The sequence below is a fragment of the Sphingomonas sp. MMS12-HWE2-04 genome (assembly GCF_044881185.1).
Taxonomy (GTDB): domain Bacteria; phylum Pseudomonadota; class Alphaproteobacteria; order Sphingomonadales; family Sphingomonadaceae; genus Sphingomonas.
Genome location: NZ_CP173254.1, coordinates 1263503 through 1276106 on the forward strand (window position 1 = coordinate 1263503; position 12604 = coordinate 1276106).

At 66.5% G+C, this 12604-nt stretch carries 13 protein-coding genes and 1 pseudogene; 1 reads left to right on the forward strand and 13 read right to left on the reverse strand.

Features of this window, described 5'->3' with window-relative positions:
* Positions 1–3: 3 nt before the first annotated feature.
* Positions 4–993, reverse strand: coding sequence for a cell wall hydrolase (locus tag AB2M62_RS05675; protein ID WP_404338389.1), 990 nt, complete (start codon positions 991–993; stop codon positions 4–6).
* 77 nt (positions 994–1070) lie between these two features.
* Positions 1071–2228 (reverse strand): tRNA guanosine(34) transglycosylase Tgt, encoded by a 1158-nt coding sequence (gene tgt / locus AB2M62_RS05680; protein WP_404338390.1) that lies wholly within the window; start codon positions 2226–2228, stop codon positions 1071–1073.
* Positions 2229–2275: 47 nt separating this feature from the next.
* Between tgt and AB2M62_RS05685 the strand changes: the two genes are divergently transcribed.
* The gene (locus tag AB2M62_RS05685) at positions 2276–2977 is read left to right on the forward strand and encodes a hypothetical protein (protein WP_404338391.1); all 702 of its coding nucleotides are present in this window, start codon (positions 2276–2278) and stop codon (positions 2975–2977) included.
* 48 nt (positions 2978–3025) lie between these two features.
* On the opposite strand, the gene AB2M62_RS05690 is transcribed toward AB2M62_RS05685, so the two are convergent.
* From AB2M62_RS05690 to AB2M62_RS05740, 11 genes and pseudogenes are all read right to left on the reverse strand, one after another.
* Positions 3026–3697, reverse strand: a complete 672-nt coding sequence (locus AB2M62_RS05690; protein ID WP_404338392.1) for an HAD-IA family hydrolase — start codon at positions 3695–3697, stop codon at positions 3026–3028.
* Entirely contained in the window at positions 3690–4616 is a 927-nt protein-coding gene (locus tag AB2M62_RS05695; RefSeq protein WP_404338393.1) for a cation diffusion facilitator family transporter, read from the reverse strand. Before AB2M62_RS05695 ends, AB2M62_RS05690 begins: the two co-directional genes overlap by 8 nt.
* Before the next feature lie 40 nt (positions 4617–4656).
* Positions 4657–5169, reverse strand: coding sequence for an EF-hand domain-containing protein (locus AB2M62_RS05700; protein WP_404338394.1), 513 nt, complete (start codon positions 5167–5169; stop codon positions 4657–4659).
* 2 nt (positions 5170–5171) lie between these two features.
* On the reverse strand, positions 5172–6209 hold the full coding sequence (gene queA, locus AB2M62_RS05705) for a tRNA preQ1(34) S-adenosylmethionine ribosyltransferase-isomerase QueA (protein WP_404338395.1): 1038 nt from the start codon (positions 6207–6209) through the stop codon (positions 5172–5174).
* Positions 6210–6223: 14 nt separating this feature from the next.
* Positions 6224–6925 carry a peptidylprolyl isomerase gene (locus AB2M62_RS05710; RefSeq protein ID WP_404338396.1) on the reverse strand — a complete coding sequence of 234 codons (702 nt, stop codon included), beginning with the start codon at positions 6923–6925 and terminating at the stop codon, positions 6224–6226.
* 322 nt (positions 6926–7247) lie between these two features.
* The gene (locus AB2M62_RS05715; protein WP_404338397.1) at positions 7248–8027 is read right to left on the reverse strand and encodes a phosphoadenylyl-sulfate reductase; all 780 of its coding nucleotides are present in this window, start codon (positions 8025–8027) and stop codon (positions 7248–7250) included.
* Positions 8020–8473 (reverse strand): annotated as a pseudogene (locus AB2M62_RS05720) (DUF934 domain-containing protein). Before AB2M62_RS05720 ends, AB2M62_RS05715 begins: the two are co-directional and overlap by 8 nt.
* On the reverse strand, positions 8466–10097 hold the full coding sequence (locus AB2M62_RS05725; RefSeq protein ID WP_404338398.1) for a nitrite/sulfite reductase: 1632 nt from the start codon (positions 10095–10097) through the stop codon (positions 8466–8468). Before AB2M62_RS05725 ends, AB2M62_RS05720 begins: the two are co-directional and overlap by 8 nt.
* A gap of 1 nt (position 10098) precedes the next feature.
* Positions 10099–10395: a DUF2849 domain-containing protein gene (locus AB2M62_RS05730; protein ID WP_404338399.1), complete on the reverse strand. Its 297-nt coding sequence runs from the start codon at positions 10393–10395 to the stop codon at positions 10099–10101.
* Positions 10392–11177: a uroporphyrinogen-III C-methyltransferase gene (cobA, locus tag AB2M62_RS05735; protein WP_404338400.1), complete on the reverse strand. Its 786-nt coding sequence runs from the start codon at positions 11175–11177 to the stop codon at positions 10392–10394. Before cobA ends, AB2M62_RS05730 begins: the two co-directional genes overlap by 4 nt.
* Positions 11178–11259: 82 nt before the next feature.
* Positions 11260–12600: a mannanase gene (locus tag AB2M62_RS05740; RefSeq protein ID WP_404338401.1), complete on the reverse strand. Its 1341-nt coding sequence runs from the start codon at positions 12598–12600 to the stop codon at positions 11260–11262.
* Between the last annotated feature and the right edge of the window lie 4 nt (positions 12601–12604).

The following is a 12604-nucleotide window of genomic DNA, read 5'->3' on the forward strand; positions in this document are numbered from 1 at the left end:
CGCTCAGAGGATCGGCTTGCCGCTGTCCTTCCATTTGTCGAGGATCTGCGAGTTGGGAAGCAAGGGCGCTGCATAGGCCGCCGTCGGCGCACCGCTTTCTACATAAGCTGGCTGCACCGCCGCGGTCGGAGTCGGCGTTACCGGCTTTGCGCTCGCCGGCGCCGCTGGCATCGCTATCGGCAGAGCAGCGATTTCGGGGGCGATCGCCGCGTGCGGCCCAGGCATCGGCTCGCCGCCCTGATAGGATTGCCGGAACGCGGCGGCGGTGCCCCACCAGCCTTTCCAGCGGTGGAAGAAATGTGCGCCGAACGCGCCGGTCATCACCAGCCCACGGTTCCACACCGGCGTGACCGCATAGGTATGGTAATGCGTTGCCTCGCCGACCGCGGCGAAGACACTGCCCGACAGTGCCTCGGCGGCGACGCGGCTCGCGCGCACCCAGGCGGCCCGCGCCGGAATACGCGCCATTGCGCCGTCACAGGCGAAGCTGAACTGGCAGCCGCGGCGCTCCGATCCCTGGAACACCACGCCGCAGACGGTTGCTGGGAAGGCGGGATGGCGAACCCGGTTGAGCACCACTTGCGCCACCGCGCGCTGCCCGTCGGTCGGCTCGTTAGCCGCCTCGTAATAGATGGCGTCGGTCAGGCATTCGAGCGCCCGTGCCTTGTCGAGCGGCGAGCCGGTGAGGCGGAAGGGCTGGGCAGGCTGGATCGAGGTGTCGATCACGGCATTTTCGGGCACAGGCAGATTGGGAAGCGCGATCGTCCCGGTGGTGCCTGCGCTTGCGGCGATCGGCGCATCGTCATCGAGCGCGGTGTAATAGGCCGCGCCCGGGAAATGATCCTGGGCGTCATATCCGGTCGCTGTGGGAGCAATTGCGGCGGCGGGCTCGGGCGCCAGCGCGTGCGCCGAGAAACCCGCGCCGATCAGCGAGACGAACCCCGCCGCGGCGATCCCACGAGCCTGCATCTGAGTGAACCGCCGCCAGAACATGGCTGAACCATATATCGCCGATCGTCTTAACAAGCGCCCCCTGATTTGGCGGCGTCCCAGCACGAAACGGAAGATGGTTAAGCAAATTCCTTGCCGTGATAGTGGCGGCGGAAGTCGTCGGCGAAGTCGCTGAGCCGGCCTGCGCCGATCGCGTCACGCAGATCTGCCATCAGCTGCTGGTAGAACCAGAGATTATGCTCGGTCATCAGCATCGCGCCGAGGATCTCGCCGGCGCGAACGAGATGGTGGAGATAGGCGCGGCTCCAGGTCGCGCAGCTCGGGCAGCCGCAATTGGGATCGAGCGGGCCCTGATCTTCCGCGAACCTGGCGTTGCGGATGTTGATCGGGCCCGTGCGGGTGAAGGCCTGACCGGTGCGGCCCGAGCGCGTGGGCAGCACACAATCGAACATGTCGATCCCGCGCTCGACGGCGCCGACGATATCGTCCGGCTTGCCTACGCCCATGAGGTAGCGAGGCTTGGCGGTGTCGAGCTGCGCCGGCGCATAGTCGAGCACACCGAACATCGCCTCCTGGCCTTCGCCGACTGCGAGCCCGCCCACGGCATAGCCGTCGAATCCGATGTCGAGCAGGGCGTCGGCGGAGGCTTTGCGGAAGCCCTCGTCCAGCGCGCCCTGCTGGATGCCGAACAGGGCGGCATTCTGGGCATGCACACCGCCTGCATCAAAGCCGGCGCGGCTGCGTCTGGCCCAGCGCATCGATCGCTCCATCGCCGCGGCCTGGACCTCGCGCGTCGAGGTGGTGGGCACAAGTTCGTCGAACGCCATAACGATGTCGGAGCCGAGCAGCCGCTGGATCTCCATTGATCGCTCCGGGCTGAGCAGATGCTTCGATCCATCGAGATGCGATTTGAACGCGACGCCTTCCTCGCTGCGCTTGGTCAGTTCGGACAGGCTCATCACCTGGTATCCGCCCGAATCGGTGAGGATCGGCCTGCCCCAGCCCATGAACTTGTGCAGCCCGCCCAGCCGGTGGACGCGCTCGGCGCCGGGGCGAAGCATCAGGTGATAGGTGTTGCCCAGCAGGATGTCGGCGCCGCTTGCACGGACGTCCGCGGGCTTCATCGCCTTCACCGTCGCGGCGGTGCCGACGGGCATGAACGCCGGCGTCCGGATCTCGCCGCGGCGCATCGCAATGGTGCCGAGGCGCGCCTTGCCGTCGGTGGCGTGGATGGTGAACTCGAAACGGGGTGATGGAATGGGCGTTGACGTTGACATGGGCGATGCCTTTGCCGCCTTGTCGGCGCCAAGTCGAGGGAGGGCGTGTGAGCGAGCGCGACGATCAACTGCGCGAAATGGCGGCGCATCGCGGGCTGAAGCTCGCCAAGTCGCGGCGGCGCAAGCCGGGCGGTGACTTCGGGCTCTATGGTCTGAGGGACGCCTCGGGCGATCCAGTGTTCGGCTTCGGCGACGAGGCTTTGACGAGCTCGGCCGAGGCCATCGAGGCCTATTTGCGCGACGCGGCGAGCAGCGCTTGGGGCAAGTCTGCAGGATCGGCGAAAGCCCGGCCCAAGCCGGTTCCGAAGCCCAAGCCCAAGCCTAAGCCTAAGCCTAAGCCTAAGCCTAAGCCTAAGCCTAAGCCTAAGCCTAAGCCTAAGCCTAAGCCTAAGCCTAAGCCTAAGCCTAAGCCAAAGCCGCGCTACAAGGTGAAGGTCGAGAACTTGCTCGCCAAGCTCCCGGCCGCCAAGCGCGCCGAGGCGTTCACCGAACTGCTCGCGCGGCCCGGTATCCGAATCGAGCGCATCGTCTCGTTTGGCCAGGCGACGCCGCCGGGCGCGGCGATGGTCCAGGATAGCGACGAATGGGTGGTGCTGCTCACAGGCGCGGCGGGCATCCGGATCGAGGATTCGGACGAGGCGCAGCTCGGCCCCGGCGACCATCTCTGGATCGCGCGCGGACAAAAGCATTGGGTGACATGGACTGCGAAGGACCGCCCGACGGTCTGGCTGGCGATCCATTTCGATTGAAGGAGCGCGCCATGGCAGCAGCCACCGATCCCGGCGGCGGCCAAGGCGTCAGGAACGATGCGCTGCGACGTAGTCAAGGATTTCCTGTGGGCTGCGGAACAGCGCATCGGGATTGAGCGCGCGGAGCACCGCCTCGCTGGCATACCCCCATAGCACCGACCCGGCGCGCATGCCGACTTCGCGGGCGGCGTCGATATCGCGGGTTTCGTCGCCTATCGCCAAGGCCTCGCTGGCGGGGATGCCCATTTTTTTTAGGACTTTGCGGAACTTGGGGGCCTTGCCGAACAGCGATGAGCCACAGGCGTAGAAATCGATCCGCGCGGCAAGGTCGGGTCTAAGTATCTTCCGGGCGTTGGACTCGGAGTTGGACGTGACCAGCGCGATCCTAACGCCGGTGCCGGAAAGGCGCTCGAGCAGGTCGGGCGTGCCCGGGAAAAGCGCAATCCGGTGGGCGTTGAGGCCAACCAGCTTGCGCGTATGGCGCGCGATCAGGGGTAGCTTCCAGCGCGAGATGCCGAGAAAGTCGATCACTTCGCGGGAGCTGCGATGGCGCAGCATCTCGACTTCGTCGGGCTGTACGGTGCGGAAGCGGAAGCGGCGGGCGATCTGGTCGACCACTGAGAGAAACCAGTCGCCGCTGTCTGAAAGCGTGCCGTCGAAATCGAAGATCACCAGGCGAATGCGCGCATCGCTCCCGCGCGTGTCGCTCGCCTCAGCCATGCGAATGTCCGTGCATCCGGCACTCTGCTCCATCGCCCAGTTCGATCTGGACCGTGGTATGATCGATCCGGAAGTCGTGCGCCAGCCGATGTTGCAGTGCGACAAGGAAGGCGTCGCCGGGATGGCCGCCAGGCATCACGAGATGCGCGGTCAGTGCCGACTCGGTGGTGCTCATCGGCCAGATGTGGAGATCGTGGACGCGGCTTACGCCCGGCAGCGAGGTGAGCGCGCGCTCGACTGCCACGGCGTCGATCCCCTCGGGCACTGCCTGCAGCACCATGTTGAGCGATTCGGTCAGCAGCCCCCAACTGCTCCACAGAATCACCGCGACGATGACTAAGCTGATCACCGGATCGATCCAGCGCAAGCCGGTCCACAGGATCAGCGCTCCGCCGACGACGACGCCGGCCGAGACCGCGGCATCGGTCGCCATGTGGAGATAGGCGCCGCGGATGTTGATGTCGCCCTTTCGGCCGCGGGCGAAGAGCAGCGCGGTGCCCAGGTTCACGGCAATTCCCACCGCCGCGACGATCATCACGGGGCCGCCTGCAACCGCCGGCGCATCGCCGAGGCGGCTGATTGCCTCCCAGCCAATCGCACCGATCGCGATGAGCAGCAGCACCGCGTTGGTCAGCGCGGCGAGGATCGAGCTGCCGCGCAAACCATAAGTGAAACGGGGCGAAGCGGGGCGCTTGGCAAGTTCGGCGCCCGCCCAGGCGACGAGCAGGCCGAGCACGTCGGACAGATTGTGGCCGGCATCCGCGAGCAGTGCGACCGAATTGGTGACGAAGCCGGCGCCGCCCTCGATCAGCACAAACGCCAGGTTGAGCACCGTGCCGATCAGAAACGCCCGGCCGAAATCAGCGGGCGCGTGGCTGTGGCCATGACTGCGGTTATGGTGGTCGTGATGCGCGGCCATAGGGCGACTTAGCCGCGGGAGCGCACGAAAGGCCAGCCGGTCAATTGCCCGGCCCGTCGCCGCGCTTGCTGCCCTTGCGGCGATTGGGCGCAAAGGGCTGCGGGCGAATGGCGACGAGCTCGCTGCGGACGATCACGCCGTCCTTGTTGACGTCGAAGCGCGTGAAGAAAAGCGCGAAGCGTTGCTTGAGTTCGTCGAGCGAGATCCGATTGTCGCCGTCGCGATCGACCTCGAACGGGCTGGGCAGCGTGTTGCGGTCGCCAAGCCAGCGTTCGGACCAGTCAGAAAAGGCGATATAGCCGATGCTGCCCTTGTGATCGGGATCAGCGCTGTCGAAGCTGCGCCGCACGCCGGCTTCGAACTCGGCGCGCGTGACGCGCGCGTCGCCGTCCGCATCGAACGCCGCGATCATCATCGCCACCGGCTCGGCGATCACGGTGGCGGGCGGCTGGACGGGGCGCTGGATCGGTGCGATCGGGTTGGGCAGCGCAGGCTGCTCCTGAGCCATGGCGGGCGAGGCGAGCAACGCGGCAGCGATCGGCAAATGGCGCATGGTCACTCCTTCGGGCCAGGCAGCAGCAAGCTGGCGTCCCCATAGCTATAGAAGCGGTAGCCGCTGGCAATCGCATGTGCGTAGGCCGCCTGCATCCGGTCGAGCCCCATCAGCGCCGATACCAGCATGAATAGCGTCGACCGCGGCAAGTGGAAATTGGTGACGAGGCCGTCCACGCCCTTGAAGCGATAGCCCGGCGTGATGAAGATCGCGGTGTCGCCTTCGAACGGGCGGATCACGTCGTCGCCGCCGGTGGCGCTCTCGATCAGGCGCAGGCTGGTGGTGCCCACCGCGATGACTCGGCCGCCGGCGGCGCGGACTGCGTTCAGACGCGCGGCGGTCGCTTCGTCGATGCGGCCCCATTCGGCGTGCATCTTGTGCGCGTCGGTGTCGTTGGCCTTTACCGGCAGGAAGGTCCCGGCGCCGACATGCAGCGTCAGCGTCGCATGAGCGATCCCGGCATCGTCGAGCGCGGCGAGGAGCTCGGGGGTGAAGTGGAGCGCGGCGGTCGGCGCGGCGACGGCGCCGGGCTCGGCGGCGAACATCGTCTGGTAATCGTCGGCGTCGCGGGCGTCGGTGGGGCGCTTCGAGGCGATATAGGGCGGCAGCGGCATCCGGCCGCAGCGTTCGAGTAGCAGTTCGACCGGCTCGTCGCCGGCGAAGCTCAGCGCGAAGCTGCCGTCCTCGGCACGATCGGAGGCGACCGCGGTGACGCCGGCGCCGAAGTCGATCGCGTCGCCATCGGACAAGCGCTTGGCGTTGCGGATGAAGGCGCGCCAGCGCCGCGGTCCTTCGCGCTTGTGGAGCGTAGCACCGATCTTGGCATTGCCGCGCAGCCCCTCGAGCTGGGCGGGGATGACCCGGGTATCGTTGAAGACGAGCAGGTCTCTGCGGCGCAGCAACGCGGGAAGATCGCCGACATGTGCATCACGCGTCGCGGGGCCGTCGAGCAGCAGCAGCCGAGCGGAATCGCGCGGGGCCGCCGGGCGCAGCGCGATCCGCTCGGGCGGGAGCTCGAAATCGAAAAGGTCGACGTTCACGTAATTGGGGCGGCTTATTTCGGGATCAGTACCGGCGCTGCGCCACCGGCGGCGGGCGCTGCGGGCGCGGGAGCCGGCGCAGGCTGATAGGCCGGGGGATTGTCCGCGCCGATATAGGCGTGGAGGATTTTGGTGGGGTTCGCTGGCGGCTCGCCGCGCTCGATCTTGTCGACCCACTCCATGCCCCCGGTCACCCGGCCGAACACGGTGTAATCATGGTCAAAGCCGAGATGCGGGCCGAACATGATGAAGAACTGGCTGTTCGCGCTGTTCGGATCCTGAGTGCGCGCTGCCGAAACCGCGCCGCGAACGTGGGGCAGGTTGTTGAATTCGGCCGGAACATCGGGAAGGTCCGACTCGCCGGTGCCGGTGCCGGTGGGATCGCCGCCCTGCGCCATATTCTCAGGCGCATCGATCACGCGGTGGAAGACGACGCCGTCGTAGAATTTGCGACGGGTGAGCGTCTTGACCTGCGCGACCATCTTGGGGGCGACATCGGGACGCAGGCGGATCGTCACGCGGCCGCCGGTCGAGAGATCGAGCACCCAGGTATTTTCGGGGTCGGCGGCGACGTTGACCGGCACGACGGCGGTGGGATCGGTGGCGACGCCCTTGAACGGCACGATCTCGGGCTTGGACGCGGGCCCCTTTTGCGCGGCGGCGGGCAGGGCAATCAACAGGGCGGCGACACCCATGGCGGCGGCAACGAAACGCATCAACTTCCCCACTCGGAAACCCTTGGTTGGGCACGTCTAGTGCATAAGAAACGCGGCGCAAAGAGGGCCGGCAAGAAGGCCGCGCGTGTAGGGAAATCCAGGCTTAGCGGCACAGTTTGCATGCGAATCGTGAAATTCCGTTGCGCGGGCGCGCAGGGAAATTTCCTACAGCGGCGAATTCGATGTTGGAGACTGGTGAGAGTCGACGGCAGTGCGCAGACCGCGTGCATGGTTTCGACATACCGGACCCGGGCGGATGTAGGACAGCGGTTTTTATGCCCTGTCATCCGGCACAGGACCGGCACGAAAGAGGCGGAATCGATCAGAACACCGGTAAATTGGGGTCGCCGTCGTCCACGGGGGTGTGGATGCCGCATTCGGTCTTGTCCCAGCCGCGCCAGCGGCCCGCCCGCGGGTCTTCGCCGGGCTTGACCACGCTGGTGCATGGCGCGCAGCCGATCGACAGATAGCCCTGGTCGATCAGCGGGTGGCGCGGCAGCGCGTGGCGCTCGAAATAGGCGTCCAGATCGGCGCGGGTCCAGTCGGCGAGCGGATTGACCTTGAGCCGGCTGGCGGGATCCGACGTGTCGATCTCGAAGCGTGGCAGCGCGTTGCGCGTGCTCGCCTGGAACGCCTTGCGCCCGGTGATCGTCGCATCGAAGCCCGCCAACCCCTTGGCGAGCGGGACGACCTTGCGGATCTCGCAACAGCCATCGGGATCGAACGACCAGCGCAACTCGCTGGGATCGCGCTTGGCCAGCACTTCCGCATCGGGAGACAAGATGCACAAATCGGTGAGGCCGAGCCGCGCGGCGAGCGTATCGCGATAGGCCAGCGTCTCGGCGAAGTGGCGACCGGTATCGAGGAAAAGCACCGGCACCGAGGGATCGACCGAGGCGACGAGATGGAGCAGCACCGCGGATTCGGCGCCGAACGACGAGACCACGCCGACATCGCCGACCATATGCTCGCCCAGCACCGTGCGCAGCACCTCGTCGGTCGAGCTGCCGCGGAACAGATTGTTGAGCCGGATCGCATCCTGCTGGGTGAAGCGCGGCGCGACATCCAGGCGATCGATCCGGCGCGCGGCCGTCTCAGCCATGACGCAGCTTCCACACGGGCACGCGCCCATCGGCAGCGCCCTGATAGACGTGATCGTAGCGCGCCAGGCTGGCTTCGAGCACAGCTTCGTCGACCGGCGCCTCGGGCGCGAAGCTGTCGAAGCCGCAGCGTCGCATCAGCGGAATCTGATCGACCAGCACGTCGCCCTGGGCGCGCAGCTCGCCGGTATATCCTGCTTCGCGCAGGATGCGGCCGACGGAGTAGCCGCGGCCGTCGCGGAATTTAGGGAAACTGACTTCGACGAGCGCGAGTCGTTCCAGATGGGGCAGGAGGACGCGCGCATCCTCACCAGCCTCGATGCGGACGGCAGTGGCGTTCGACTGGCCGAGGAACGAGTTCGAGCGTGACTGCGGGCTCCTCATGCGTCTCGTCGTCGCGAAAACGCAGGAGACCGTCGGCGCGGGAAGACAAATCGATATCACCCATAGATCGCCTCCTTGAACGGATCCATACCGATGCGGCGATAGGTATCGACGAAGCGCTCGCCGCTCTCGCGCTGGGCGAGATAGACGTCGGTCGCCTTTTCGATCGCGTCGACGATGCCGTCCTCCGAGAAGCCGGGGCCGGTGATCTTGGCGAGGGATACGTCCTCCGCGCCCGAGCCGCCGAGCAGCAGCTGATAATTCTCGGTGCCTTTCCGATCGACGCCGAGGATGCCGATATGACCGGCATGATGGTGGCCGCAGGCATTGATGCAGCCCGAGATCTTGAGCTTCAATTCGCCCAGCTCGCGCTGGCGGCCGAGATCGGCGAAGCGCGACGAGATCTTTTGCGCGAGCGGGATCGAGCGCGCATTGGCAAGGCTGCAATAATCGAGACCGGGGCAGGCGATGATGTCGCTGATCAGGTCGAGATTGGCTTCGGCCAGCCCGGCCTCGGCGAGTTGCTGCCAGATCGCATGGAGATCGGCCTTGCGGACATGCGGCAGGACGATGTTCTGCGCATGGGTGACGCGCAGCTCGTCGTGACTGAACTTCTCGGCGAGATCGGCCATCAGGTCGATCTGGGCCGAGGAGGCGTCGCCCGGGATGCCGCCCTGCGGCTTGAGGCTGATATTGACGATGGCATGGCCCGGCGCCTTGTGGGCGATCACGTTCTGATCGAGCCACACCGCGAAATCGGGATCGCTGCGATCGAGTTCGTCGGACGCATCCGCCTCGAACGGCGGCGGCGCGAAGAAGGCGGCGATGCGATCGAATTCGGCCTGGGGCGGATCGAGCCCGAGCTTCTTCACGTCGAGGAACTCGGCCTCGACCTGACGGCGATATTCGTCGGCGCCGATCTCGTGGAGCAGGATCTTGATCCGCGCCTTGTAGATATTGTCGCGCCGGCCATAGCGATTGTAGACGCGCAGGCACGCTTCCAGATAGCTGAGCAGATCGTCGGCGGTGACGAAGTCGCGGATTTCGGAAGCGATCATCGGGGTGCGGCCCATGCCGCCGCCCACGAAGACGCGGCCGCCGAGCTGGCCGTCCTTCTTCACCAGCTGGATGCCGATATCGTGGAGGCGCATTGCGGCGCGGTCTTCGTCCGCGGCGATCACCGCGATCTTGAACTTGCGCGGCAGGTAGGTGAATTCGGGATGGAAGGTGCTCCACTGGCGCAGCAGCTCGGCCCAGGGGCGCGGATCGGTGACTTCGTCGGCGGCGGCGCCGGCATATTGATCCGAGCTGATGTTGCGGATGCAATTGCCGCTGGTCTGGATGGCATGCATCTCGACCGTGGCGAGCTCTGCCAGGATGTCCGGCGCGTCCTCGAGCTTGATCCAGTTGAACTGGAGATTCTGGCGCGTGGTGAAATGGCCGTAATCGCGGTCATATTTGCGGGCGATATGGGCGAGCATCCGCACCTGGCGGCTGTCGAGCGTGCCATAGGGCACTGCGACGCGCAGCATATAGGCGTGGAGCTGGAGATACAGGCCGTTCATCAGCCGCAGCGGCTTGAACTGGTCCTCGGTGATCTGGCCGGCGAGGCGGCAATTCACCTGATCGCGAAACTCCTCGACGCGGGCATCGACGATCGACTGGTCATATTGGTCGTATTTGTACATCTCAGATCACCCAGCTGCCGGCATTGGGATCGGCGGGCTTCAATGTGAGGTCGGGGCGCACCGTGGGCCCGAGCGCGCGGATGCGGTCCTTGATGTGCGCGGGGCGAGGGCCTTCGGGGGTAGCGGTCGCATCGATCACATAGGGGCCGTTGACGCGGCGTGCGGCCTCTTCGACATGGGCGATCGCCTCGCCCTGTTCGGCGACGTCGGCGGCATCCTCGACATGGCGCGACCAGCCGCTGCCGGTCCACCAGGTGACATCGCCAGTGGCGAGATCATTGCCGGTGAGCAGCTTCATGCCAGCGCCTCCGCGGCGCTGGCCCAGGCGGCGAGCTTGTCCTGCGCATCGGCGAGCGTCACGACTTCGCCGACGACGATGATCGCCGGGCTCTTGACCGTCTCGCGCGCGACCATCGGGCCGAGATCGGCGAGCAGGGTGCGCAGCGCGCGGCTGCCCTCCAGCGTGCCGCGTTCGAGCACCGCAACGGGCATGTCCGGGGCGACGCCATCGGCCATCAGCTTGTCGGCGATGGCGTTGGCAGTGGCGACGCCCATATAAATGACGAGCGTGCGGCCCTTGCCGGCGAGGCCGGACCAATCCTGATCGGTGAGCCCCTTGCACTGGCCGGCAACAAAGCTGACTGCACTTGACCAGTCACGATGGGTGAGCGGCAGCATCGCCTCCGCGGCGGCGCCGAGCGCGGCGGAGATGCCGGGAATGACTTCGACCGGCAGGCCGGCGGCGCGCACGGCTTCGACTTCCTCGCCGCCGCGACCGAAGATGAACGGATCGCCGCCCTTCAGGCGGACGACGATCGCGCCGGTCTTCACATGCGCGACGATCAGCGCGTTGATCGCGTCCTGCGACAGCGTGTGCTTCGAGCGCTGCTTGGCGACCGAGATGCGGTGCGCTTGCGGCGCGAGATCGAGCACGCGCGGATCGACCAGCCCGTCATGGACGAGCACGTCGGCTTGGGCGAGCGCCTCGACCGCACGGACGGTCAGCAGGCCCGGATCGCCAGGACCCGCACCAACGAGAATCACGCGCCCGCGCGCGGAAGGATCAAGCAGAGATGCCATGATCAGCACATGGTCCTGCGCGCGCTTCTCGGCAACGGAGGATGGTTTGGGTGGGCGGAAGGTGAACTTTGTTCGCCCAGCCTCATCCCGCGATCGGCGCGCCTGCGGTAGCGATCGCAGCGGCATGGGCCTTGATCAGCGCCCGCGTCGAGGCGTCGCTATCGAACACGCCGTACCAGCCCTGGGGCTCGTGCGGCGGATCGCCGAGCCAGGCGGTGTCGCCCTTCCGGAAGCGGTGATCGCCGTGCACCGCGCGGCCCTCGCCATTCCAGGCCCAGAAATTCGATCCGGCAACCGGCCCGCCGGTGCGCGCGCTGGTCAGCACCGCGTCGTAGATCTGGCCGTAGTAAAGGTCGCGGAAGTGGGTCGAGGCTTCGGGATCGTAGCCGCCGCCGTCGCGCGGGTAGCCGAATTCCTCGATCACCAGCGGCTTGCCAAGTTCCTTGGCCAAGGCGATGTGCTGGGTGAGGTATTCGGCAACCTTGGCGGTGCCGGCTGCGTGGGTGCCGGCGATGTCCTTCGCGTCGATCCAGCTCCAGTTGAGCGGCCAGATATGCGCGGTGCAATAATCGATCTCGGGAAAGGCATGGGCGGTGCGATAGATATCGGCGCGCTCGCCTGAGCCCTTCAGCCCCTCATTGCCGGTCGAGACGAGATGGTTCCTGTCGAGCGACTTGATGAGTTTCGCGGTGCCCTGGGTCCAGCGATAGAAAGCGGGGAGGCGCCGGGCGACCACTGCCTCGCGGCCGCCGGGGCGCGGTTCGTTGGCGAGCTGCCAGGCCATGATCGTGGGATCTTCGCGATAGCGCGTGCCGGTGACCGAATTGGTGCGGCCGACCAGCGTGCGGATCCAGTCGTGATACAGCGCGACCGCGGGGGCGTTCTCGTAGAATTCGGAAGTCGCGTCGGGAAAGTCGGGCCAGGGATGCGCGGGATCGCCGACATCGATGTAGCGGCCGTCATTCACATAGCTGAGATAGGTCATCATCCCGCCCGACCATTCCCAGAAATTGGTGAGGTAGAGCACAGCGGTGATGTCGCGCTTGGCCATTTCGGCGAGGCAATAGTCGAGCCCGGCGAGCAGGGCGCGGTTAGCGGGGCCGGTCTTGTCGCGGAACGACGGGCTGACCGCGTTCTTGAGCGGCGAGACTTCGGACGAGGCGAGCAGGCGCAGATTGGTGATGCCGGTGGCGGCGAGCGCGTCGAGCTCGCGGCGCAGGCGATCGCGGTCACCATAAGGGGCGTCGGCGCCGAGATAGGCGCCGTACCAGATGTTGCCACCCGCATAGCGATAGGGCTTGCCGCCCCGCGTGAAGCCGGTGCCCCGGCGGCGGACAAAGACGTCGCTGTTCGCCGCGGCGGGGAAGCTGAGGGTCGCAACGAGTGCGGCGCTCGTCCCGAGTATGTCGCGGCGCGTGAGCATGAAT

What these genes read in the sequence shown, in the direction of transcription:
- cobA (WP_404338400.1), bottom strand. Translation starts at nt 11,177, where the DNA reads ATGGCATCTCTGCTTGATCCTTCCGCGCGCGGGCGCGTGATTCTCGTT.
- AB2M62_RS05690 (WP_404338392.1), bottom strand. Translation starts at nt 3,697, where the DNA reads ATGGCTGAGGCGAGCGACACGCGCGGGAGCGATGCGCGCATTCGCCTG.
- AB2M62_RS05695 (WP_404338393.1), bottom strand. Translation starts at nt 4,616, where the DNA reads ATGGCCGCGCATCACGACCACCATAACCGCAGTCATGGCCACAGCCAC.
- tgt (WP_404338390.1), bottom strand. Translation starts at nt 2,228, where the DNA reads ATGTCAACGTCAACGCCCATTCCATCACCCCGTTTCGAGTTCACCATC.
- AB2M62_RS05730 (WP_404338399.1), bottom strand. Translation starts at nt 10,395, where the DNA reads ATGAAGCTGCTCACCGGCAATGATCTCGCCACTGGCGATGTCACCTGG.
- AB2M62_RS05740 (WP_404338401.1), bottom strand. Translation starts at nt 12,600, where the DNA reads ATGCTCACGCGCCGCGACATACTCGGGACGAGCGCCGCACTCGTTGCG.
- AB2M62_RS05710 (WP_404338396.1), bottom strand. Translation starts at nt 6,925, where the DNA reads ATGCGTTTCGTTGCCGCCGCCATGGGTGTCGCCGCCCTGTTGATTGCC.
- AB2M62_RS05725 (WP_404338398.1), bottom strand. Translation starts at nt 10,097, where the DNA reads ATGTACAAATACGACCAATATGACCAGTCGATCGTCGATGCCCGCGTC.
- AB2M62_RS05675 (WP_404338389.1), bottom strand. Translation starts at nt 993, where the DNA reads ATGTTCTGGCGGCGGTTCACTCAGATGCAGGCTCGTGGGATCGCCGCG.
- AB2M62_RS05700 (WP_404338394.1), bottom strand. Translation starts at nt 5,169, where the DNA reads ATGCGCCATTTGCCGATCGCTGCCGCGTTGCTCGCCTCGCCCGCCATG.
- AB2M62_RS05715 (WP_404338397.1), bottom strand. Translation starts at nt 8,027, where the DNA reads ATGGCTGAGACGGCCGCGCGCCGGATCGATCGCCTGGATGTCGCGCCG.